The organism is Intrasporangium sp. (assembly GCF_035688975.1).
GTDB lineage: Bacteria > Actinomycetota > Actinomycetes > Actinomycetales > Dermatophilaceae > CALMNV01.
In genome coordinates, this window is the sequence record NZ_DASSMH010000053.1 from 15,590 (window position 1) to 37,406 (window position 21,817).

At 71.8% G+C, this 21,817-nt stretch carries 16 protein-coding genes; 9 read left to right on the forward strand and 7 right to left on the reverse strand.

Going from position 1 to position 21,817, the window contains the following annotated elements; all coding sequences use genetic code 11:
- Positions 1-33 precede the first annotated feature (33 nt).
- Together VFJ94_RS05610 and VFJ94_RS05615 are read left to right on the forward strand one after the other, a co-directional pair.
- On the forward strand, positions 34-1,053 hold the full coding sequence (locus VFJ94_RS05610; protein WP_325003212.1) for a ComEA family DNA-binding protein: 1,020 nt from the start codon (positions 34-36) through the stop codon (positions 1,051-1,053).
- Positions 1,050-3,509 carry a ComEC/Rec2 family competence protein gene (locus VFJ94_RS05615; RefSeq protein ID WP_325003213.1) on the forward strand — a complete coding sequence of 820 codons (2,460 nt, stop codon included), beginning with the start codon at positions 1,050-1,052 and terminating at the stop codon, positions 3,507-3,509. Before VFJ94_RS05610 ends, VFJ94_RS05615 begins: the two co-directional genes overlap by 4 nt.
- Before the next feature lie 32 nt (positions 3,510-3,541).
- Here the strand turns inward: VFJ94_RS05615 and VFJ94_RS05620 are convergent, their stop codons facing one another.
- Positions 3,542-4,486 (reverse strand): LysR family transcriptional regulator, encoded by a 945-nt coding sequence (locus tag VFJ94_RS05620; RefSeq protein WP_325003214.1) that lies wholly within the window; start codon positions 4,484-4,486, stop codon positions 3,542-3,544.
- 175 nt (positions 4,487-4,661) lie between these two features.
- Here VFJ94_RS05620 and VFJ94_RS05625 point away from each other — a divergent pair, with 175 nt between their 5' ends.
- Entirely contained in the window at positions 4,662-5,516 is an 855-nt protein-coding gene (locus VFJ94_RS05625) for a Sir2 family NAD-dependent protein deacetylase (protein WP_325003228.1), read from the forward strand.
- 9 nt (positions 5,517-5,525) lie between these two features.
- Here VFJ94_RS05625 and VFJ94_RS05630 read toward each other — a convergent pair whose 3' ends face one another.
- The 4 genes from VFJ94_RS05630 to hisD form a co-directional block, all read right to left on the reverse strand.
- Positions 5,526-6,437, reverse strand: coding sequence for an amino acid ABC transporter ATP-binding protein (locus VFJ94_RS05630; RefSeq protein ID WP_325003215.1), 912 nt, complete (start codon positions 6,435-6,437; stop codon positions 5,526-5,528).
- A complete protein-coding gene (locus VFJ94_RS05635) occupies positions 6,430-7,083 on the reverse strand; it encodes an amino acid ABC transporter permease (RefSeq protein ID WP_325003216.1) in 654 nt (217 codons plus the stop codon). The genes VFJ94_RS05630 and VFJ94_RS05635 overlap by 8 nt, the downstream gene beginning before the upstream one ends.
- A gap of 64 nt (positions 7,084-7,147) precedes the next feature.
- Complete coding sequence (locus VFJ94_RS05640) at positions 7,148-7,954, reverse strand: transporter substrate-binding domain-containing protein (RefSeq protein WP_325003217.1); 807 nt, start codon at positions 7,952-7,954, stop codon at positions 7,148-7,150.
- 127 nt (positions 7,955-8,081) lie between these two features.
- On the reverse strand, positions 8,082-9,407 hold the full coding sequence (gene hisD, locus VFJ94_RS05645) for a histidinol dehydrogenase (protein ID WP_325003218.1): 1,326 nt from the start codon (positions 9,405-9,407) through the stop codon (positions 8,082-8,084).
- A 72-nt stretch (positions 9,408-9,479) separates the two neighbouring features.
- On the opposite strand from hisD, the gene VFJ94_RS05650 reads away from it, so the two are divergent.
- Positions 9,480-10,493 (forward strand): LysR family transcriptional regulator, encoded by a 1,014-nt coding sequence (locus tag VFJ94_RS05650; RefSeq protein ID WP_325003219.1) that lies wholly within the window; start codon positions 9,480-9,482, stop codon positions 10,491-10,493.
- On the opposite strand, the gene lexA is transcribed toward VFJ94_RS05650, so the two are convergent.
- On the reverse strand, positions 10,468-11,184 hold the full coding sequence (gene lexA, locus VFJ94_RS05655; protein WP_325003220.1) for a transcriptional repressor LexA: 717 nt from the start codon (positions 11,182-11,184) through the stop codon (positions 10,468-10,470). The genes VFJ94_RS05650 and lexA overlap by 26 nt on opposite strands.
- A 250-nt stretch (positions 11,185-11,434) precedes the next feature.
- Here lexA and VFJ94_RS05660 point away from each other — a divergent pair, with 250 nt between their 5' ends.
- From VFJ94_RS05660 to VFJ94_RS05680, 5 genes are all read left to right on the forward strand, one after another.
- Complete coding sequence (locus VFJ94_RS05660; RefSeq protein ID WP_325003221.1) at positions 11,435-11,848, forward strand: LysM peptidoglycan-binding domain-containing protein; 414 nt, start codon at positions 11,435-11,437, stop codon at positions 11,846-11,848.
- A gap of 261 nt (positions 11,849-12,109) precedes the next feature.
- Positions 12,110-12,400, forward strand: coding sequence for a hypothetical protein (locus VFJ94_RS05665; protein ID WP_325003222.1), 291 nt, complete (start codon positions 12,110-12,112; stop codon positions 12,398-12,400).
- Positions 12,401-12,476: 76 nt separating this feature from the next.
- Positions 12,477-14,174: an alpha/beta hydrolase gene (locus tag VFJ94_RS05670; protein ID WP_325003223.1), complete on the forward strand. Its 1,698-nt coding sequence runs from the start codon at positions 12,477-12,479 to the stop codon at positions 14,172-14,174.
- 291 nt (positions 14,175-14,465) lie between these two features.
- Positions 14,466-14,960, forward strand: a complete 495-nt coding sequence (gene nrdR / locus VFJ94_RS05675; RefSeq protein WP_325003224.1) for a transcriptional regulator NrdR — start codon at positions 14,466-14,468, stop codon at positions 14,958-14,960.
- A 111-nt stretch (positions 14,961-15,071) separates the two neighbouring features.
- Complete coding sequence (locus VFJ94_RS05680; protein ID WP_325003225.1) at positions 15,072-17,975, forward strand: vitamin B12-dependent ribonucleotide reductase; 2,904 nt, start codon at positions 15,072-15,074, stop codon at positions 17,973-17,975.
- A 139-nt stretch (positions 17,976-18,114) separates the two neighbouring features.
- On the opposite strand, the gene VFJ94_RS05685 is transcribed toward VFJ94_RS05680, so the two are convergent.
- The gene (locus VFJ94_RS05685) at positions 18,115-21,222 is read right to left on the reverse strand and encodes a DUF3427 domain-containing protein (RefSeq protein WP_325003226.1); all 3,108 of its coding nucleotides are present in this window, start codon (positions 21,220-21,222) and stop codon (positions 18,115-18,117) included.
- Between the last annotated feature and the right edge of the window lie 595 nt (positions 21,223-21,817).

A 21,817-nucleotide genomic window follows, 5' to 3' on the forward strand; every position in this document is an offset into this window, starting at 1 on the left:
GGGAGTGGTGGCGGGCGTGCCTACCGTGCCCGTATGCCGTTTCGCCGCGCCTCCCGGCCGCCCGACCTCGGGCGGGTGGCTGGCGTGCTGAGGGGGCCGGAGGTCCGATCGGGCTGGGTGCCCGCGGAGCCGCGCCCTCCGGAGGGCCCCGCGCCGGGTCGCAGGGCGCCGGCACCCGGCGCCTCCCGTCGCCGCGCCGTGGCGCCCGACGCCGGTGACGTCAGCGACGAGCTCGCACGGCTCGACGCGGAGCTGCGCCGAGCGCGGCGGCCGGCGTTGCTCACGCTGCCCGAGCAGCTACGCGCCGGGCGGGTCGCCGTCTCGACCCCGGCCGTCGTGGCCATGCTCGCGCTCGTCGTCGCCCTCGCGTGCGCCTTCGTGCTGCGGGTCCTCTGGGCGGAGCGCGCCGCGGGAGACGGCCCGCCGGTCGCGCCGGCGACCGCGGGCCCCCGGGTCGAGAGCCGAGGTGACCCCGGGTCGGGCGGCGGCACTTCCGCCAGCTCGCCGTCGGACACGCCGGCCTCCCCGGCGCCGCGGGCGGCCGGCCGTCCGCCGCGGAGCGGACCGGCGCCGCCCGACGGCGAGGTCGTCGTCCATGTCGTCGGTCAGGTGATGCGGCCGGGGCTGGTGCGGCTGCGGCCGGGCGCCCGTGTCGCGGACGCCCTCGCGGCGGCAGGAGGCACCGCACCGGGCGCCGACCTGGCGGCGCTCAACCTCGCCCGCGTCGTGGTGGACGGCGAGCAGGTGATGGTGCCACGACCCGGGCAGCCCCCGCTGGCGCCTCCGGGGACCGCAGCCGACACGGGCAGGGGCGCCTCGGGCGGCACCGGGACCGGAGGGACCGGGGCAGCTGCGCGGGACGCGCCGGTGAGCCTCAACACCGCCGATCTGGCCGCGCTCGACGGGCTGCCGGGCGTGGGGCCCGTGCTCGCGCAGCGGATCCTCGACTGGCGCGCCGAGCACGGCCGGTTCACCTCCGTCGACGAGCTCGGCGAGGTCAGCGGCATCGGGGAGAAGCTCCTTGCCCAGCTCAAGGCGAGGGTGACGCTGTGAGAAGGCCGGCGCGGCGCACCGACGTGCGGCTGCTCGTCCCGGCGTTGGCCGCCTGGCCGCTCGTCGCCTTCGGCGCGCTCGTCGTCCCCGTTGCCTGGGTGGTCGGCGGGGCGGTGGCGTGCGGGGCAGCGGCCCTTGTCCTTCTCGGCCGCGCCGGGTCCCGCCGACGGCCGGTCCTGCGCCTGCTCGCGCTGACCCTCGCCGCCTGCTGCCTCGCCCTGGTGGCGACCTCGGGGCAGCGGGTGGTGCGGGCGGTCGGGCCGCTCGAGTCCCTCGCGGCCGAGCGCGCCGTCGTGACCCTCCGGGGCCAGGTCTCCGCCGACCCGAGGATCATCGGGGGCGCCGCCGGGCGGGACGGGGCGGGCCCAGGCGCCGGCGCGGAGCGGAGCTCATCCGAGCAGGACGGCGTGGAGCATGACGGGGGCGAGCAGCGCGACGGCACGGGGAAGGCCGGATCCCCCAGCCTGGTCGTCGTCCGCCTCGACGTCGGCTCGGTGACCGCACGGGGACGCACCACCCAAGTCAGCACCCGGGTCCTGGTCCTCGGCCCCGCTGCGTGGGCCGACGTCGAGTGGCACGACGGCATCGAGGTGGTCGCGCGCCTGCGGCCGGCCGAACCGGGAGACGATGTCGTCGCGGTGGCCGCGCCGCGCGGGCCTCCACAGCGCACGAGCAGCCCGGGAGCGGTGTTCCGGGCGGCCTCCGCGGTGCGAGCCCGCTTCCGTGAGGCCACCACCACCCTGCCCGCCGACGCGCGTGGCCTCGTCCCGGCGCTCGTGCTCGGCGACACGTCGCGCACCCCGCCGGACCTCACCACGGCGATGCTCGCGACGGGCATGAGCCACCTGAGCGCCGTGTCGGGGTCCAACGTGACGCTCGTCCTGGGGTCGGCCATCGCGCTCTGTCGGCTGCTCGCCGTGCGCAGGCGCTGGCGCCCGTGGGCGGCCCTCGGGGTGCTAATCGCCTTCGTCGTGCTGGCCAGGCCCGAGCCAAGCGTGATCCGCGCCGCCGTGATGGGAGGCGTCGGGCTGCTCGGCCTGTCCACGTCCCGGCGGCGCGTCGGAGTCCCCGCCCTGGCGGCGGCGATCCTCGTCCTCCTCGCATGGGACCCGTGGCTCGCCCGGTCCTACGGCTTCGCGCTGTCGAGCGTGGCGACCCTCGGCCTGCTCCTCTTCGCCCAGCCGTGGGGCAGCGCCCTCGCCCGTCGGCTGCCGCCTCGCCTCCGGTGGCTCGGCCCGGTCGTCGCCGTGCCGGTGGCGGCGCAGGCCGCGTGCGCCCCGATCGTCGTGCCGCTGCAGGGCTCGGTGTCCCTCGTCGCGGTCGTGGCCAACCTGCTCGCGGCTCCCCTCGTCGGGCCGACGACCGTGGTCGGCGTCGGCGTGGCGGTGCTCTCCGTCGTCTGGCCGGGCGCGGCCACTGTCCTCTCGTGGGCGGCCGGGGTGCCGGCGCAGGGCATCGCGTGGGTGGCGCGGCGCTGCGCTGAGGCGCCGCTCGGCAGTATCCCGTGGGGCACCTCCGCGGAGGCCGCCGTCCTCCTCGCCGCCCTCACCGCCCTCGTGGTGCTCGTCGCCCCGTGGCTCTGGCACCGCTCTCGGCTGCGCCCACTGCTCGCCGTGGCAGTGGTCCTCGTCACCGCGGCGTTCGTGCTGCCCCCCTCCACCGTGGGGTGGCCCCCGCCGGCCTGGATCACCGTCGCCTGCGACGTCGGAGAGGGAGACGGGCTCGTCGTCAACAGCGGGGCTGGCCACGCCGTCGTCATCGACACCGGCACCGAGCCCGACGTCATCGACGGCTGCTTGACCAGGCTGCACGTCGAGGTCGTCGACCTCGTCGTCCTGACCCACTTCCACGCCGACCATGCCGGCGGGCTGGCGGGGGTGCTCCACGGCCGCCGGGTCGCGGAGATCCGGGTCTCGACCGTGAAGGAGCCGCTGGCGCAGTCCGAGCACGTGTCCCGACTCGCTGCCGCCGCCGCCGTGCCCTTGCGGGAGCTGCGCGCGGGGGACACCGTCACGGTGGGCCCGGTCCGGGCCGACGTCTGGTGGCCGGGCCGGCCCATCTCGGCAGGCTCGGTGCCCAACAACGGCTCGGTCGTCATGACGGTGCGCACCCGTGGCGTCGGCATCCTCTTCCCCGGCGACATGGAGCGGGAGGCCGCGGCCGAGGTGCTACGGGCCGCCCGCCTGGAGCCCGAGCGCTGGGGGACGGTCGACGTGCTCAAGGTGCCCCATCACGGGTCGAGCAACCGTGACGACGGTCTCCTTCGATACGTCGCAGGCCGGCTCGCGCTCATCAGCGTCGGGACGCCCAACGACTATGGTCACCCGGCGCCGTCGACGCTGAATGCCCTGGCGCGCAATGGATTCCGGGTGCACCGAACTGACCTGGAAGGTGACCTCGTGCTCGTCCGGGACGTCCGCGGCCTCACGGTCATCGGCCGGGGGCGGGGGCCGTGAGCGGCCGGCGCGGCCGTGGCGGCGCGTGCCGCTCAGGCCGGCGCCGGCGCCAGCACCGGCGTCACGCCCACCTGGGCCTGGGCGGCCAGGCACAGCGCGTCAAGAGCGGCCTCGACCGCGGGCACGCGCTGCAGGTCGGCGGTCGTGACGGCGAGGATCTGCCGGCGGGAGGCGGGGTCGAGGGGCAGAGCGACGACCTCCTCGTGCTTCGCCGCTCGCAGGATGAGGTCAGGCACGAGGGCCACGCCGAGGCCGGCGGCGACGAGGCCGAGGACGGCGACGTAGTCCTCGGTCTCGAACGCCACGTGCGGGGTGAAGCCGGCGTGGGCGCTGAGGGAGAGCAGGTGGCCTCGGCAGCGGGGGCAGCCGGCGATCCACTCCTCGTCGGAGAAGTCGGACATGTGCGCGACCTCGCGGGCAGCGAGCGGGTGCGACGACGGCAGCACGAGCCGGACCTCGTCGTCGAGCAGGTGGCGCGTCACGAGCATGGACAGGTCCTCCTCGAGGACGCCGAGGTCCATGCCCTCGTAGGCGAAGGCCACCGCCACGTCGCAGTCGCCGCCACGCAGGGCCGCCAGGGACTCGGGCGGCTCCGCCTCGGTGAAGGTGACGGAGACGCCGGGGTGGCGCTGCTTGAGGACCGCGAGCGCCTTGGGCACGAGGGTGGCCGACGACGAGGGAAACGCCATGAGCCGGACCCGGCCCGCGCGCAGCCCCGCGATCGCCGTGATCTCCTCCTCGGCGGCGTCGAGCGCGGCGAGGACGGCGACGGCGTGCCGGGCGAGGACCTGGCCCGCCTCGGTCAGGCGCACCTGGCGGCCGTAGCGCTCGACGAGGACGGTGCCGGTGCGCTGCTCGAGGCGGCGGACCATCTGCGAGATGGCGGGCTGGGTGAAGCCCAGCGCGTTTGCGGCGCTGGTGAAGCTGCCCTCGTCGGCGATGGCCTTCATGACACGGAGACCCGCTGCGTCGATCATGGGCCCAATTCTATAACGCCCGCTTATGCATGGATCGCCGTTTCCGAGATCGCCTTCTTTGCGGTCGTGCCTCGAGCGCCTGGCGAGCCGGGTGGGCGTCGGGGCGGGCGATAATGCCGGGGTGCAGTTCGCGACCTCCCGACCGCTCCCGCTGGACGTGAGCAACCTCGGCACGATGGACGACCTCGTCGACCTCGTGAGCGCCGGGGACGTCGCCGTCCTCAGCGGGGCGGGCCTGTCGACGGAGTCGGGCATCCCGGACTATCGCGGGCCGGACGGCACGCGCCGGGTGGAGCCGATGAGCTACGGCACCTTCGTCGGCAGCTCCGAGGCGCGGCGGCGCTACTGGGCCCGCAGCTACATCGGCTGGCAGCGCTTCTCCCAGGCCGCCCCCAACCGTGGCCACCACGACGTCGCCGCCTTGCAGGAGGGCGGCTACCTCGGCGCGGTCATCACCCAGAACGTCGACGGCCTGCACCAAGCCGCGGGGACGCGTGACGTGGTCGAGCTGCACGGCTCGCTCGACCGGGCCGTGTGCCTCACCTGTGGCGAGACAACGACCCGTGACGGGCTGCACGAGCGGATGACCGAGGCCAACCCCGGCTTCCTGCAGCGGTTCGTCGACCGGGCGGCCGCCGTCGGGTCCCAGTGGGGCGAGCAGGTGCGGCCGGACGGAGACATCGTGCTCAGCGACGACCTGGTGGACAGCTTCCATGCGCCCCGCTGCCTCGTCTGCGACCGGGACACCGTCAAGCCGGCGGTCGTCTTCTTCGGCGAGTCAGTGCCGAAGTCCTTGGTGGAGAGGTGCTTCGCTCTGGTCGAGTCCGCCGGTGCCCTCCTGGTGCTGGGGTCCTCGCTGTCGGTGATGAGCGGCTACCGCTTCGTGCGCCGCGCGGCGGCTCGCGGCATACCCGTCGCGATCGTCACGAAGTCGGCCACGCGCGGCGACGCCGAGGCGACGATCCGCCTTCATGAGTCGCTCGGCGACACGCTTGCCGCCCTCCGCTCGGCCCTGGTCGCCGGCTTCTAGTCGAGCTGGCTACTCGACCGGGCCGGAGTCGGACGTCGGCGCGACGACGCCCGACCGCTTGAGCAGGGCCTTGGTGCGCGGGTGCCTCGGCGTCGTGAAGATGGTCTCCGGGTGGCCGGACTCGACGATCCGACCCTCGTCCATGATGACGATCCGGTCCGCGATCTCGCGCGCGAAGCCCATCTCGTGGGTCACGACGACCATGGTCGTGCCGCGCTCCGCGATGGTCTTGATCACCGTGAGGACCTCCCCGACGAGCTCCGGGTCGAGCGCCGACGTCGGCTCGTCGAAGAGCATCACCGAGGGGCTCATTGCCAGGGCCCGGGCGATGGCGACGCGCTGTTTCTGGCCACCGGAGAGCCTGGAGGGGTAGTTGCCCGCCTTGTCGGCGAGGCCGACGAGCGCCAGGTGCTCCTCGGCGATGCGCCTGGCCTGGTCGGCCGGCAGGCGCTTGACGTCCCTCAGGGGCGCCATGACGTTGCCCAGAGCCGTCTTGTTGAGGAAGAGGTTGAAGTGCTGGAAGACGAAGCCGAGGTCGGTGCGCTTCGCCGCCGTCTCCTTCGCCTTCTCCGGGACGAGACGCCCGCCGCGCTCCTCGTAGCCGACGAGGTGGCCGTTGACGAGGATCCGGCCGGCGTCGATGGCCTCGAGCTTGTTCATGCACCGCAGCAGCGTGGACTTGCCCGAGCCGGAGGACCCGAGGATGACCACGACCTCGCCCCGGTGCACGTCCAGATCCACCCCGCGCAGCACCTCCACGGTCGTCACCTCGGTGGTCCGGCCGCGCAGCCGCCCCCACCACCCGGGCTTGCGCTCGACGCGGAAGGTCTTGTGGACGTCGCGGACCGACACGACGACCGAGTCCGCGCCGTCCGGCGCGGGTGCCCTGCTGGGTGCGTCACTGCGGGGTGCGTCACTCATGGATGCGAGCCCTTCTCTCCATCACCACGACGACCCGGGCCAGCGGCAGGCTGATCAGGAGGTAGAGCGTGGCGGCAGCGGTGTAGACGGCGGTCGTGTCGAAGGTCTGGCTGTTGATGTTGTTGGCGGTCTTGAGGATCTCCGTCACGGCGATGACCGAGGTCAGCGCCGTGTCCTTGATCATCGCGATGAAGTAGTTGCCGATGGGGCCGAGCGACACGACGAAGGACTGCGGCAGGACGATCCGCCACAGCGTCCGCGACGGCGTGTAGCCCAGGGAGAGCGCCGCCTCGGTCTGCCCGTGCTCGACGGAGAGGATCGCGCTGCGGAAGACCTCGGAGAGGTATGCCGCGTAGTTGATGCCCAGCCCGAGGATGCCCGCCGGCAGCGGGTTGATGTCGATGCCGGCCGCGGGCAGCACGAAGTAGATGTAGACGAGCTGCACGAGCAGGGGGGTGCCGCGGATGATCTCCACGAACGTCACGGACGCCGCCCGCAGCGCCCGGCTGGTGGAGATCCGCATGAGCGCGAGCACCAGACCGAGTCCGAGCGCGAGGGCCATCGCGCCGAAGGCGAGCTGGACCACCACTGGTGAGGCGCGCAGGAGGTCGGGGAAGTACTTCAGGACGCTGTCGATGAACTCCACCGCGGCTCCTTCGTGGTCGCTGGCCACGGTCGGGTGGCGCGGCTGGCGCCACCCGACCGCATGGTCACTTGGCGGCGTTGGCCTCGGTCAGGCCGTACTTCTCGAGGATGGCCTTGTAGTCGGGGGAGGCCTTGAGCTCCTTGAGGCCGGCGTTGAGGTCCGCGAGCAGCTGCGAGTCCTCCTTGCGGACCGCGGCGCCGATCAGGCCGGGGAAGTACGGCGTGTAGGGGGTGACGATCTTCAGCTTCGGGTTCGGCTTCTGCTTGAGGGACCAGGCCACGACGGCGGCATCGGTGAAGGCGACGTCGACCTGGTTGTTCTCGACCGCCTTGAGCAGCTCCGCCTGGGAGTTGAAGTACTTGATCTCCTTGGGGTCGAGGCTCTTGGCGAGCTCGATGAAGGCCGTCCCGGTCTGCGCGCCGATGACCTTGCCCTTGGCGTCATCCCGCTTGGCCAGGGTCGACGACCCCGGGACCACCATGCCCTCGCCCTGGGTGTACCAGACGTCCGTGAAGTTGACCTTCTTCTTCCGCTCGTCGGTGATGTACATGGCGTCGACCACGACGTCGGCCTTCTTCGTCCCGATGGAGGGGATGAGGGTGGCGAAGTCGGTGGTGTAGACCTCGAGCTTCCACCCCTTCTTCTTGGCGATCCAGTTGATCATCTCCCCGTCGATCCCGGTGAGGTTGCCCTGCGGGTCCTTGTAGGAGAAGGGCGCGTCGTTGGACGTGGCGATCTTGAGGGTCTTGGTGCCCTCTCCGCCGGAGCCGGAGCCGGACCCGGTGTCGGACTTCCCGCAGGCGGACAGCCCCAGGGTGAGGAGCAGGGCGGGGACGGCGGCGCCGACGACGGCGCGGCGGGTGATGTTCATGAGGGCCTTCCTGGTTGGGTGGGTGGCGACGTGGCGACTGATCTCGCCGGGGAGAGACCTGGGATCCGCCTTGAGCTCACGCGGAGCGCCCAGGGCTTCAGTGAGAGTGCTTGAGCGTCAACGGCATTCAGTGGGAGACGCCGAATCGGCGTGAGCGGAGGGTGGCGCTCGCCCCGTGCGCGGCCATTCCCTCGAAGGACGAGATGCGCTCGACGTGTGGCGCGAGGTACGGGGTGGCCGCCTCGGTCACCCGCTGGTAGGTCAGCGGCCGCAGGAAGCGCGAGACCGACAGGCCCGCGGACGACCGGGCCACGCCGCCGGTGGGGAGCACGTGGTTGGTGCCGGTGATGCCCTTGTCGGAGTAGGCGACCGTCGACCACGGACCGAGGAAGAGGGAGCCGTAGTTGGTCAAGTGCTTGAGATACCACTCGTCGTCCTCGGTGATCACCTCGAGGTGCTCCGGGGCGAGGATGTCCATCACGGCAACCGCCGTCTCGGGGCTCTCGACCCAGTAGACCCGGCCGTAGTCGCGCCAGGCGGCGCCGGCGATCTCCCGGGTGGACAGCGTCCCGAGCTGACGGTCGACCTCCTCGATGACGCCCTCGGCCAGGGCCCGCGAGGTCGTGACGAGGGCGGCCGGGGACTGAGGCCCGTGCTCGGCCTGGGCCAGCAGGTCGGCGGCCACCATCTCCGCGTCCGCGGTGTCGTCGGCGATGACGGCGACCTCGGAGGGCCCGGCGAGCAGGTCGATGCCGACGACGCCGAAGAGCTGCCGCTTGGCCTCGGTGACGTAGGCGTTGCCGGCGCCGACGAGCATGTCGACGGGCTGCCCGTCGAGGAGCCCGAAGGCCATCGCGGCCAACGCCTGGACCCCGCCGAGGACGAAGGCCCGGTCGACGCCCGCGAGGTGGGCGGCATACAGCACGGCGGGGTTGCCCCGCTCTGGCGACTCGGGCGGGGTGCACGCGGTCACGGTGGGGACGCCGGCGGCCTTCGCGACGCCGACGGTCATGAAGGCGCTGGCGAGGATGGGGAAGCGCCCGGCCGGCAGGTAGGCGCCGACGTGGCCCACAGGCACGTAGTGGTATCCCGCCACGACGCCGGGCACGATCTCCGCCTCGCCGCCGGTGAGCCCCTCCCGCTGCAGCTCTGCGAACCGGCGGGTGCGGTCCGCTCCCGCCTCGAGGGAGGCCCGCAGCTCCGCGTCGAGCAGGTCGCCGGTATGGCCGAGGGCGTGGGGGGTGAGCTCGATGGGGCCGCCGCCCCAGCCGTCGAGCCGACGAGAGTAGTCGAGGACGGCGTCGAGGCCCTTGCGCTCGATGGTCGTGAGCATCTCCGACACGGTCTGGCTCACCTCGGGCAGGCGCTGGGCCGGCACCCCGCCGATGGCCGGGCTCTTGAGCAGGAGGTAGGCGCCCGGGACATGGGCGGCGCGCGTGGGGTCGAGGTCCATGGTGCAGGACAGTAGGGATCCCGGGCGCCGGGTGGAACCCGGTGCGTCCTGTGCCATCGATAGGGTTCGCCTATGGAAGGAGTGACGCTCGCCCAGCTGAAGGCCTTCGTGGCGGCCGCGGAGGCGCGCTCGTTCACCGCGGCCGGCCGGAGGCTCAGCACCAGCCAGGCCACGGTGTCTGAGCATGTGGGGCGTCTCGAGGAGTCGCTCAACGCGCTGCTCTTCGTGCGCCACCGCGCGGGGCTGGTCCTCACCCCGGCGGCCGAGGAGCTGCTTCCGCACGCCCGGACGGCGCTGGGCGCCGTGGAGGCGGGGACCGAGTCGGTGCGGTTCCTGTCGTCGCTGCAAGGTGGCGTGTCGACGTTCGGCGTGCTGCGGTATGCCGCCTACTACGACCTGTCCGACCTGGCCGTGCGCTTCCACCACCGATACCCCGGGGTGCGGATCAGGATGGTGGGTCTGCACTCGGGGTTCGTGGCGGCCTCGGTGCGCGAGGGCGTGATCGAAGCCGGCCTCGTCGTCCTCCCGGTGGACGTCGAGGGCCTGACGGTCAAGCCGTTGGCGCGCGACGAGGTCGTCCTCGCGTCCGCGACGCGACCCGCCGACGCGGGCCCGGTGGCGGTCGAGGAGCTGGCCGGGCAGCCCCTCGTGCTCTACGACGCGTATGCCGGGTGGCTCGACCCGACGAGGCGGCAGCTGCAGGAGCGGGCGCTGCGGCTCGGCGTCGAGCTCGACGCGACGATCGAGGTCGAGCTGGCGGAGACCGCGGTCCAGCTCGTCGCGGCGGGCGCTGGCAGCTCGGTCTTCGCGCGGGCCCTGACGATGTCCGCGAGCTTTCCGGCGAACGTGCGCTCGTTCTCCTTCGACCCGCCGCTCTATGACACCATCGCGCTCGTCACCCGGCGCAACGCCTACCTGTCTCCTGCGACGTTGCGCTTCGCCAGGATGGCGGAGGCGGCCATCCTCAACACCTTCCGCGCCCGGCTCGACGACTCCTGGCGGATCCCCTCCCCGGCGGAGGGGCCGGGCGCGGCTCCCGCCCAGTCCTCCGGGGGGCCGCTCAGACCCGGCGGAGGACCGCCGTGACCTTGCCGAGGATCGTCGCGGCGTCGCCGTCGATGGGCTCGAAGTCGGGGTTGTGCGGCAGGAGCCACACGTGCCCGTCCCGGCGCTTGAACGTCTTGACCGTCGCCTCGTTGTCGAGCAGGGCAGCGACGATGTCGCCGTTGTCGGCGGTCGGCTGCTGGCGCACGACGACCCAGTCGCCGTCGCAGATGGCCGCGTCGACCATCGAGTCGCCGACGACCTTGAGCAGGAAGAGCTGGCCCTCGCCGACGATCTGCTTCGGCAGCGGGAAGACGTCCTCGATCACCTCCTCCGCCATGATCGGCACGCCGGCGGCGATCCGGCCGAGGACCGGCACGTAGGAGGCCTCCGGCCGTGTGTCGCCGGAGCCGGTCACGTCGTCGTGCGCCGCGTCGGGGGCGGCGACGGCCTTCGTGGCGCGGTAGCCCGGCGTGCCGGCGTCGGGGGAGACGACCTCGAGGGCACGCGGGCGGTTGGGGTCTCGGCGCAGGTAGCCCTTGCGCTCGAGGGCCGTGAGCTGGTGGGCCACGCTCGAGGGGCTGGCAAGGCCCACGGCCTCGCCGATCTCGCGCATGCTCGGCGGGTAGCCCCGTCGGTCGACGGAGTTGCGGATGACCTCGAGCACCCGACGCTGGCGCACGGTCAGGCCGTCGCCCTTGTCCCGCTCCGGCAGCTCGGTCACATCAGCCATGGGGGTCCCCTTCGTCCGGCTCGCCGGGCCGCCGCGACGCCGCCGGACGGGCAGTGTCGGTGGTGGCTGGTGAGGTCTGTGGTGTGACACCAGCCTACGGACCTCGAACACGGTTGCCAAACACCAGTTCGACGCGTGTCTCGACTTTCTCGAACGCCTGTGCTAGACAGTGTCAAGGCACCGCGTCGAACACACGTTCGGCGCGCGCCGCCAGCGAGATCGCTGATCTCGGGACCCCCTGGAGGAAACGATGAGTGCAGTCCTCAGCGCGCTTCCGCTCGAGCCCGGCCGCGGCCCGCGCCCGCGTCCGGCCGCCCCGGCGCGCCCGCGTCTCGTCCTGGTGCCCACCGGTGCATCGGCGGTGCGCGCCGCCCGCGAGGCCCGCCCCGCGCTGCGGCCCACGCGGTTCGCCCGGCTGCTGCTGGCGCTGCTCGTGGCCGCCGCGCTCGGGCTCCTGGCGGTCACCGTGGCCGGGTCCTTCGCGTCCGCCTCCGGGCACAGCCGCGCGGTGACCGTCGAGGCCGGTGACACGCTGTCGCAGATCGCCGCGCGTGAGCTGCCGGAGCTGCCCGTGGCCGACGGCGTCGTGCAGCTCAGACTGCTCAACGAGCTGCCGACGTCCGAGGTGCACGCCGGGCAGACCCTGCGCATCCCGCGCTCCTAGGACCACCAAGCCGCCGCGGTGGCCCCGGCTTTCGCGGCTGGTGGGCGGGCGCCTCGACCCCGTCCGCCCACCCGAGCGCCGCTCCCCGTCCGCGGGGGGCGGCGCTCGTCCTGGGAGGCCCACCTCCGAAGGCGGCGGGTCAGCGTCCACAGCGCACGCGAGAGCCGTCGGCTTGTCCACCGCAGGTTGCCCGCGGCTCGCTTCGCGTCGCGTGACCGGGTGATCGTGGACTCAACCCCCGCGGACAAGGCAGGTGTGCCCGTGCTCTTCAGCATCGACCCAGAGGTGCTCGAGCGTGCCGCCGGGGAGGTCGCCGCGGCGCTGCACGTCGCGGTCGCGCTGCGCATCGGCGCCGCCCTCGAAGGTGCCGCACCCGCTCTGCCCGGCGGGCTGACGGCCGGCGCCCTGCCCGAGCTTGCCTCCCGCTGGCGGGTCCGGGAGGTCGGCCTGGCCCGGGTGCTCGGCTCCGACGCGGACCTCCTCGCCGCCGCGGCGGCGGCCTACCGACACGTCGAGGGCGGCACGGTGAGCGCCCTCAGCCGCTTCGGATGAGCCGCTGCAGGAAGGCGAGCGGCCCGGCCGGGAAGGCGGGCTGGTCGCCTCCGGCCACCGGCGGGGACTGGTCCGGATGACACTCTCGATCGAGCAGCTGCGACGCGTGCGCACCGACGTGCTGCGGGCCGCGGCGGCCGACCTGGAGCGGGATCGGCAGATCCTCACCGAGGTGACCCGCCGGCTGCTCGCGGCGCGGGTGAGCGGCAGCGCCTGGACAGGGCATGCGGCGGCCGCCGCGGCCGCCGCGAGCACGCGACGGCTCGAGTCCGTGCGGGCCCTGTGTCTCGACCTCGCCGCGTCGTCCACGGCGCTGCAGCAGGCGGCGACGTCCTTCGACGCGGTGCGCGACATCCTGGTGCGGGCCGACCGGGTGGCCGAGCAGGTGGGCGGCTGGCTCAGCCCCGATGGGCGGCTCGTCCTGCCGCCTCGCGTGCCCCATGCCGACCCCGTGCTCGAGATCGTCCGGTCGCGTGAGGAGGAGCGGGCGCGCTGGGAGGTGACCTGCCTCCTGGAACGCGCCCGCCTGGCCGGCGCCACAGCCGACGTCGCACTCGCCTCGGACCTGCGCCGGGCGCTCGAGACCGGTGCCTGCGTCCCCGGACCCACGGGCGGTGCCGTCCCCGCCCCGCCGCTCGCGCCGAGCAGCGATGACGCTGCGCCCTTCGCGGCCTCAGCCTGGTGGCGGTCGCTCTCCCGTGAGCAGCAGGCGACGGTCGTGCGGGAGCGCCCCTCGTGGGTCGGTAGCCTCGACGGCATACCGGCAGCCGATCGCGACGCCGCCAACCGGGCCCTCCTCCGCGACGCCGAGCGCCTCGCTGCAGAGCAGCTGCGGCAGGCGGAGGCCCTGGACGCGCCGCTCGCCGCGGCGGCCACCACGCAGGGGGCGCTCGTCGTGGCCGCGGCGTTCACCGCCCTCCGCCGCAGGGCGCGCGAGCGCGTCGCGGACCTGCGCGCCGTGCGTGACCTCGTCGACGCGCCGGACGGGCGCAAGCGTCAGCTGCTCCTCCTCGACGCGTCGGCCGGGCCGGTCCGTGCGGCCGTCGCGCTGGGCGACGTCGACGCGGCGGACCACGTCGCGACCTTCGTCGGCGGCTTCACCACGAGCGCGCAGGACCTGGCTCGCTACGACCGCCTCTTCGCCGCGCTCGGCGAGCGGGTCGACGAGCTCGCCGGGCCGCCGGCGGCCGGGGGCCCGGCGACAGCCGGTCGAACGCGGGCGGCATACATCACCTGGGTCGGCTACGACGCACCCCAGCAGTCCGAGGTCCTCTCGCCGCACCGGTCGGTGCTCGGCGACGACGTCGCGCGGGCGGCCGCGACGCCGCTCGCGCGCTTCGTCAGCGGCCTCGCCGCTGCTCGCGATGTGCTCCCGCACTCGGTGCTCCTGGCCCACTCCTACGGCACCCTCGTGGCCGCGCATGCGCTGCGGACCAACACCGGCGTCGACGACGTCGCGCTCTTCGGCTCGCCCGGAGTCGACGGAGCCTTCACGAGCCTCGCTGCCGCCGGCCTCAAGCCCGGCAGCCTCAACGTCCTCACCGCCGACTGGGACCTCGTCGCCAGCTCCGGCTGGTTCCCCCTCAACCCCGGCCAGGTGGCGGGGGCCACGGTGCTGGCCACGACCGCGGCGCTGCTGCCCGGTCCGCGGGTCCGCCTGGGCTCGGCCGCCACCGGCCACAGCGACTACCTCAAGCCCGGGTCGACGAGCCAGCACAACCTCGCGGCGCTGATCCTGCGCCGACCGGACCTCTTCGTCAGGCCCCCGCGCTGAACCCGCTGCCTCGGGCTGTCCGGTATGCCGTTTTCGCAGGTCAGCGGCGCGACGCGCGCGGCGCGGGTCCGGCCTTGCGGACCGGGGGGTTCGGGCCTAGAGTTACCCCTACATCTAGTAGTTACATGGCTGTAAGTCGTCCACATGTAGTCCCCAGACCGGGCGGCTTGCCCACACGGCGTCCCCAGCTTGTCCCCAGCCCGTTCCCCATGGGCCCGGGCGGGGGGAGTCCGGCGGGCGGCATACGGGCCCTGTGGCGGGCGCCCGACCGACGGAGGAGGAAAAGGCCGCATGCACTGTCCCTTCTGCCGACACACCGACTCCCGGGTCATGGACTCGCGCACCACCGACGACGGCACGGCGATCCGTCGGCGCCGCCAGTGCCCGGCGTGTAACCGGCGGTTCACGACGCTCGAGACCTCGAGCCTCAGCGTCGTCAAGCGGTCCGGGGCCACCGAGCCGTTCAGCCGTGCCAAGGTCCTCTCGGGCGTCCGCAAGGCCTGCCAGGGACGACCGGTCACCGAGGACGACCTGGCCCTGCTCGCGCAGCGGGTCGAGGAGACGATCCGTGCCCAGGGCAGCGCGGAGGTCGACGCGCACGAGGTGGGTATGGCGGTGCTGCCACCGCTGCGCGAGCTTGACGAGATCGCCTACCTGCGATTTGCCTCGGTCTACCAGGCGTGGGAGAGCCTCGAGGACTTCGAGGCGGCGATCGCGCTCCTGCGCGCCGAGCACCCGACGCCCGGAGCGACCGGCACGGCACCCACTGTCGGTGCCGACCGGTAGACCTGAGGTCATCGCCCAACGAGCACACACCGCCAGCACGACCCGCACGACGAGCACGACGAGACCCGCACCACCACGACAGCAGGACGACGGTCAGGGAGGCCGCAGAACATGACGGAGATGGCGAACCGCAGCTCACGCGCCAAGTCGGGGGCCCGCAAGGGCGTCACGATCGAGCGCATCTACACGACACCCGGCGTGCACCCCTACGACGAGGTGACGTGGGAGAAGCGTGACGTCGTCCAGCAGAACTGGAAGACGGGCGAGACCATCTTCGAGCAGCGGGGCGTTGAGTTCCCCGACTTCTGGTCGGTCAACGCGAGCACCATCGTGACGACCAAGTACTTCCGCGGTGCGCTCGGCACCGACAAGCGCGAGACGAGCCTGCGCCAGCTCATCGACCGCGTCGTGCTCACCTACGGCAAGGCGGGCCGGGACCACGGCTACTTCGCGACGCCCGAGGACGCCGAGGTCTTCGAGCACGAGCTGACCCACGCGCTGCTGCACCAGGTCTTCTCGTTCAACTCGCCGGTGTGGTTCAACGTCGGCACCTCGTCGCCGCAGCAGGTGTCCGCGTGCTTCATCCTGTCCGTCGACGACTCGATGGACTCGATCCTCAACTGGTACAAGGAGGAGGGGAAGATCTTCCAGGGCGGCTCCGGCGCGGGCCTCAACCTGTCGCGGATCCGCTCGTCCAAGGAGCTGCTCTCCTCCGGCGGCACGGCGTCCGGCCCGGTCTCGTTCATGCGCGGTGCCGACGCGTCCGCGGGCACCATCAAGTCCGGCGGGGCGACCCGCCGGGCGGCCAAGATGGTCGTCCTCGACATCGACCACCCCGACATCGAGGAGTTCGTCGAGACCAAGGCGCGCGAGGAGGACAAGATCCGCGCGCTGCGCGACGCCGGCTTCGACATGGACCTCGGCGGCAAGGACATCGTCTCGGTCCAGTACCAGAACGCCAACAACTCGGTCCGGGTCAACGACGAGTTCATGCGCGCCGTGGAGGAGGGCGGACGCTTCGGCCTGACGTCGCGGCTTGACGGCTCGGTGATCGAGACGGTCGACGCCCGCGAGCTCTTCGGCAAGATCGCCAAGGCCGCGTGGGAGTGCGCCGACCCTGGGCTGCAGTACGACGACACCATCAACGCGTGGCACACCAACCCGGAGACGGGCCGGATCACCGCGTCCAACCCGTGCTCGGAGTACATGTCGCTCGACAACTCCTCGTGCAACCTCGCCTCGCTCAACCTGCTGAAGTTCCTGCGCGACGACGACACGTTCGACGCCGTCACGTTCCGATCAGTCGTCGAGCTCGTCATCACGGCGATGGACATCTCCATCTGCTTCGCGGACTTCCCGACCGAGTCGATCGGCGAGACGACGCGCAACTACCGCCAGCTCGGCATCGGCTACGCCAACCTCGGCGCGCTGCTCATGGCGACCGGCCACGGCTATGACTCCGAGGGCGGCCGCTCGCTCGCCGCCTCGATCACGTCGCTGCTCACGGGCGCGGCCTACAAGCGGTCGGCCGAGCTGGCCGGCGTCGTCGGGCCGTATGCCGGGTACGCCCGCAACGCCGACGCGCACAAGCGGGTCATGCGCAAGCACCAGGCGGCCAACGACAACATCAGGACGCTCGACGCGATGGACTCCGACGTCCACCAGCTCGCCACGAAGGCGTGGGAGGACGTCATCAAGCTCGGCGAGCAGCACGGCTACCGCAACGCGCAGGCCTCGGTGCTCGCGCCCACCGGGACCATCGGCTTCATGATGGACTGCGACACGACCGGCATCGAGCCGGACTTCTCGCTCGTGAAGTTCAAGAAACTCGTCGGCGGCGGCTCGATGCAGATCGTGAACCTGACGATCCCGCGCGCGCTGAAGAAGCTCGGCTACCAGCAGGAGTCGATCGAGGCCATCGTCGAGTACATCGCCGACAAGGGCCATGTCATCGACGCCCCTGGCCTCAAGCCGGAGCACTACGAGGTCTTCGACACCGCCATGGGCGCTCGGGCCATCCCGCCGATGGGCCATGTGCGGATGATGGCGGCGACCCAGCCCTTCCTCTCCGGCGCGATCAGCAAGACGGTCAACCTGCCGGAGACCGCCACGGTCGAGGAGATCGCGGACGTCTACCTGCAGGGCTGGAAGCTCGGCCTCAAGGCGCTCGCGGTCTACCGTGACAACTGCAAGGTCGGGCAGCCCCTTTCCGACGGCGGCTCGACCGCCAAGGACGCCAAGGCTGCTGCGGATGCCGCCGCGGGGGAGGTCAAGGTCGAGAAGGTGATCGAGTACCGGCCCGTCCGCCGCCGGCTGCCCAAGCGGCGCAACTCGCAGACGACGTCGTTCGCCGTGGGCGGCGCGGAGGGCTACCTGACGGCGGGCACCTACGACGACGAGCAGCTCGGCGAGATCTTCCTCAAGTTCGGCAAGCAGGGCTCGACCCTGGCCGGGGTCATGGACGCCTTCTCGATCGCCGTGTCGATCGGCCTGCAGTACGGCGTGCCGCTCGAGACCTTCGTCGAGAAGTTCACCAACCTTCGCTTCGAGCCGGCCGGCCTCACGGACGACCCGGACATCCGCATGGCGCAGTCGATCATGGACTACGTCTTCCGGCGTCTGGCCCTGGACTACCTCGACTTCGACACGCGGTCCTTCATGGGCATCCACACCGCGCAGGAGCGCGCCCGTCAGGTCGAGACCGGGTCCTACGAGCCGGTGGTGTCCGAAGACGACGAGGACCTCGAGGACGAGCTCGAGTCGCTCCAGCAGTCGCCGGTCTCGAAGAAGGCCGAGCCGAAGGGTGAGCAGCACGCGAACGAGGTCAAGTCCGGTGCCGGCGCCGCGTCGGCTCGGGTGGTGTCCGGCGACGTGCACTCGTCGGCTGAGCTGCTCGAGCAGTTCGGCGGCATCACCGCGGATGCCCCGATCTGCATGACCTGCGGCACGAAGATGCGTCCCGCCGGCTCCTGCTACGTCTGCGAGGGCTGCGGCAGCACCAGCGGCTGCAGCTGAGCGGTGGTCACCAGCGGCTGGGCCCGGACGAACACGTCCGGGCCCAGCCGCTGACAGTGCCCGGCCCCGGAGCGTCGATCCGCCGATCGCGGAGGTGTGGCTGCTGCGACTCACCGCACGGGTGCTGTGTCCGAGCGCGTCACGCCACGACAGAGGCGGCGCGAAACAGGTTCGTCGGCATCGGGCGCTCCAGCTTCCAGGTGATGGCAATGGGCCGTTCCCCACGGTGGTCGACGTAGGCGCCCTCCCCGAGGAAGACGTAGGGCGCACCGCCCCCAAAGGCAGTCGCCTTCTGTTCCCGGGCAAAGAGCAGGACGTGGGTTCCCAGAGACCGGTGCCGCAGGTATCGCTGTCCCGTCGCGGAGGCCACGGTCGTGCCCGACTGGGACTCCCAGTGAAAGAGGTCAGGGCTGATTGCGTAGTCGCGGTACATGGTCGTCGGCGAGTAGTCAGCCTCAGACTTCTTGAGCGTCACGAAGAACGCGTCCGACCGAGCAGCCTCGGAGAAGAGCACGCCCTCGCGGAAGCTGTTGGGCTTGCGGCCTTCGAGTGAGACGTAGTCAAGCGCCGCCACGGCCTCCTCGCGCGTGTACCTGGCGTGCACGCGCAGCGGGCGAGGTGCGAGGTCGCCAGACAACCGATGCGTCACGTTCTCAGCGTTGTCGATGGCCACGTCGATCACGGAGGCCAGGTCGTAGGTGACGGCGCGTTGCTCCCTCAGCGCAGCCAAAGCGTCGTCGTACGAGCCGAATCCACCTCCATCTGGCCACACCGAGAACAACAGCATCCGCGCGAACGCTTGAAGTTCCGGCGGAGCAGCCGAGTAGGACGGCGCGTCGGCCGACAACCAGGTCCGGTAGGCCGCGACGCGATCAGGGTCATCGACGTGAGCGAACGCCCGAACGCGCTTGAGGAGCGTCGCCTCGAGCGCGCTGGAACCCTCCGACAGCACGCCGGCCTCTCGGCGCAGCCCAGTCCAGGACCGGTCGCCGCGCACCACATCTGCCAAGTCCGCGCCGGAGTCCACCAGGAACTGTGCGAGGTGGTGCGTCGGATGGGCCTTGAGCTCGCTGACCAGCTGGCGCCGCGTGGACGAGACCTGGGTCCTCAGGTGCGTGAGCACGGCGGCCTGGGTCGAGCGGTCGAGAATGATCTGGCACCCGGTGGGCAGGAAGGGAAAGCCCTGTTCGACATCCCGGATCAGGCGCCCGCGGGTGGACCCGGTGAGCGCGCGATAGCGCCGGTCGAAGCGGAACTCCTTGCGATGATGGCCGACGAAGTCGAGCGCCGTCAGCACGGCCTTTCCTGGGTGCGCCCGGAGCCCACGGCCGAGCTGCTGGAGGAACACCGTCGCGCTCTCGGTCGGGCGGAGGAACAGGACGGTGTTGATCGCCGGCACGTCCACGCCTTCGTTGAAGACGTCGACCGCGAAGATGACCTTGCGCCGACCGGCACGGAGGTCATCGACGGCGCGCTCCCGGTCCGATGACGAGGTCTGGCCGGTGATGCACGCAGAGGGCACGCCCGCCTGCTCGAAGACCCGGGTCATGTACTCCGCGTGTTCTACGGACACACAGAACCCGATCGCCTTCATCTGATGGAGATCGGCGACCTTGTCTCGCAGGGCAGCGAGCACGATGCGTGCCCGGACGTCGTTGCCCGTGAAGACCCGCGAGAGGCCCTTGGTGTCGTAGGCGCCACCGCGCCAGTCGATCGCCCGCAGGTCCGTGCCGTCGGCGATCCCGAAGTAGTGGAACGGCGTGAGCAGATCCTCGCCAAGGGCATCCCAGAGGCGCAGCTCCGCGGCGGTTCGTCCATCGAAGAAGTCCCGGACGTCCAGCCCGTCCCCACGCTCGGGCGTCGCGGTCAGGCCGAGGAGCTCGGCGGGTGCCAGGTGCTCCATGAGCGCACGGTAGGTGGACGCTTCCGCGTGGTGGAACTCATCGACGACGAGCACGTCGAACGAGTCGGGGGAAACATTGGCCACGCCGTATGCCGTGAGGGACTGCACCGACGCGAAGACATGCTGCCATCTCTCCGGCCGCACCCCGCCGGCATACAGCTCGCCGAAGCTGGCATCGCCGAGGACCTCCCGGTAGGTCCGCAGCGACTGCGTCAGGATCTCCTTGCGATGAGCGACGAAGAGGAGGCGGGGAGTGGCGCCGGACTGCTCGGACAGCCTGCGGTAGTCCAGCGCCGCGATGACGGTCTTGCCCGTGCCCGTCGCTGCGACGACAAGGTTGCGGTGCCGCCCATGCACCAGCCGCTCGACCTCGAGCTGCTCCAGGATCCGTGACTGGTGCGGATAGGGCCGCACTTCCAGCCCCGAGAGGCTGAGGGTGAGCCGGTCACCCGCCCGGCGACCCGAGGCCTCGGCCAGCGCGTCGTCCAGCCGGTCTCGGTCGACGCGGGGATCGTAGGTCTCGAAGGACGGGTCGTTCCAGTACGTGTCGAAGGTCGCCGCGAACTTCTCGAGCAGCGAGGGAGTGGCGACGCGAGAGAGGCGCACGTTCCACTCCACCCCATCCAGGAGCGCGGCGCGGGAGAGATTGCTCGACCCGACGTAGGCCGTGTCGAACCCCGTAGTGCGGCGGAAGATCCACGCCTTGGCATGAAGGCGGGTCCGGTTGGCGTCATAGTGGACCTTCACCTGGGCGCCGAAGTCGCGGACGAGCCGGTCGAGAGCCTGCCGCTCCGTCGCACCCAGGTAGGTCGTCGTGATGACCCGAATGTGAATGCCACGGTCCCGAAGGTCGCGGAGGCGATCTTCCAGCAGCCGTATGCCGTGCCACTTGACAAAGGCGCACAGCAGATCGACTTCGGCGGCGCTGGCCATCTCCGAGCGGATCTCGTGGCCGAGGCCAGGCTCGCCGTGACCGTTCGTCAGCAGCGCGGCGTCCGACAGCGGCGTGAGCGGCCGCTCGACCTCGTGCACCGGATCTCCCGGTGCCGCAGGTCGCGACAAGCTCATCAGCTGGCGGGTGGCGCCTGGGACGTCGTCATCCTGGGCCCCCAACCCCACGATGATGGAGTTGACGATCTCGAGCCGTCGCCGCGGGTCCCGTTCGGCGTCGAGCGTGCGACGCACGACCTCGCGGATGTGTCGGCTCAGCACCTCCGGCTGATCGGCCTCGTCGACGTTCGCGATCGAGGGCACGAGGGGTTGCGCACCGAGACGCAGCTGCACCTTCGCAGTCACGAGGGTCTCGTAGAGGCCCTCGTGAAAGTCCCCTGACGCGTGGATCACGCCCCGAGCTTGCCAGAGTCGGGGAACGGTGGCGGCGTTGGACGGGAGTGGTGAGGCTTCGCAGCTGTCCCGCACGCCCCGGGGGCGAGGGGCGCCTGGCCGTTCACAGCCCAGGCACACACTCGCCCCGGCCCAGCAGCGCCAGGCCCTTGGCGTCTCCTGCCCCGAAGCGGGTCTGCCCGAGGTTGTGAGCGAACATCAGCTGCCTCGGATCCGGGACATGATCCGCTCCCACAACGTGGGCCAGCTCGTGCATGACCACGGCGCGCACCTGCTCGGGTCCACTGGGGACACCGAAGGAGGCGGATAGTGAGGGTGTGTCGAAGCGGGCGGCAGAGTAGAAGAGTTCGCGGGCGTTTGGCGCAAATCACCACAAACTGCCGGAGGCCTGAGTGGTGAGGTCGGGGTGACCCGCTGGCTGGGCATCAACTGCGAGGTCCTCGCAGGAGGGGCCCACGCGCGGCCCTTCAGGGGGCTGGGGATAACTTCGGGGCCGGATCCGCGTTTGCGGCAACGATGTCTGCATGACCTTTGAAGACCTGCCCTCGCGGCCCCAGGACATCCCGCTCACGGACGCACGCGTCGCAGCCGACGT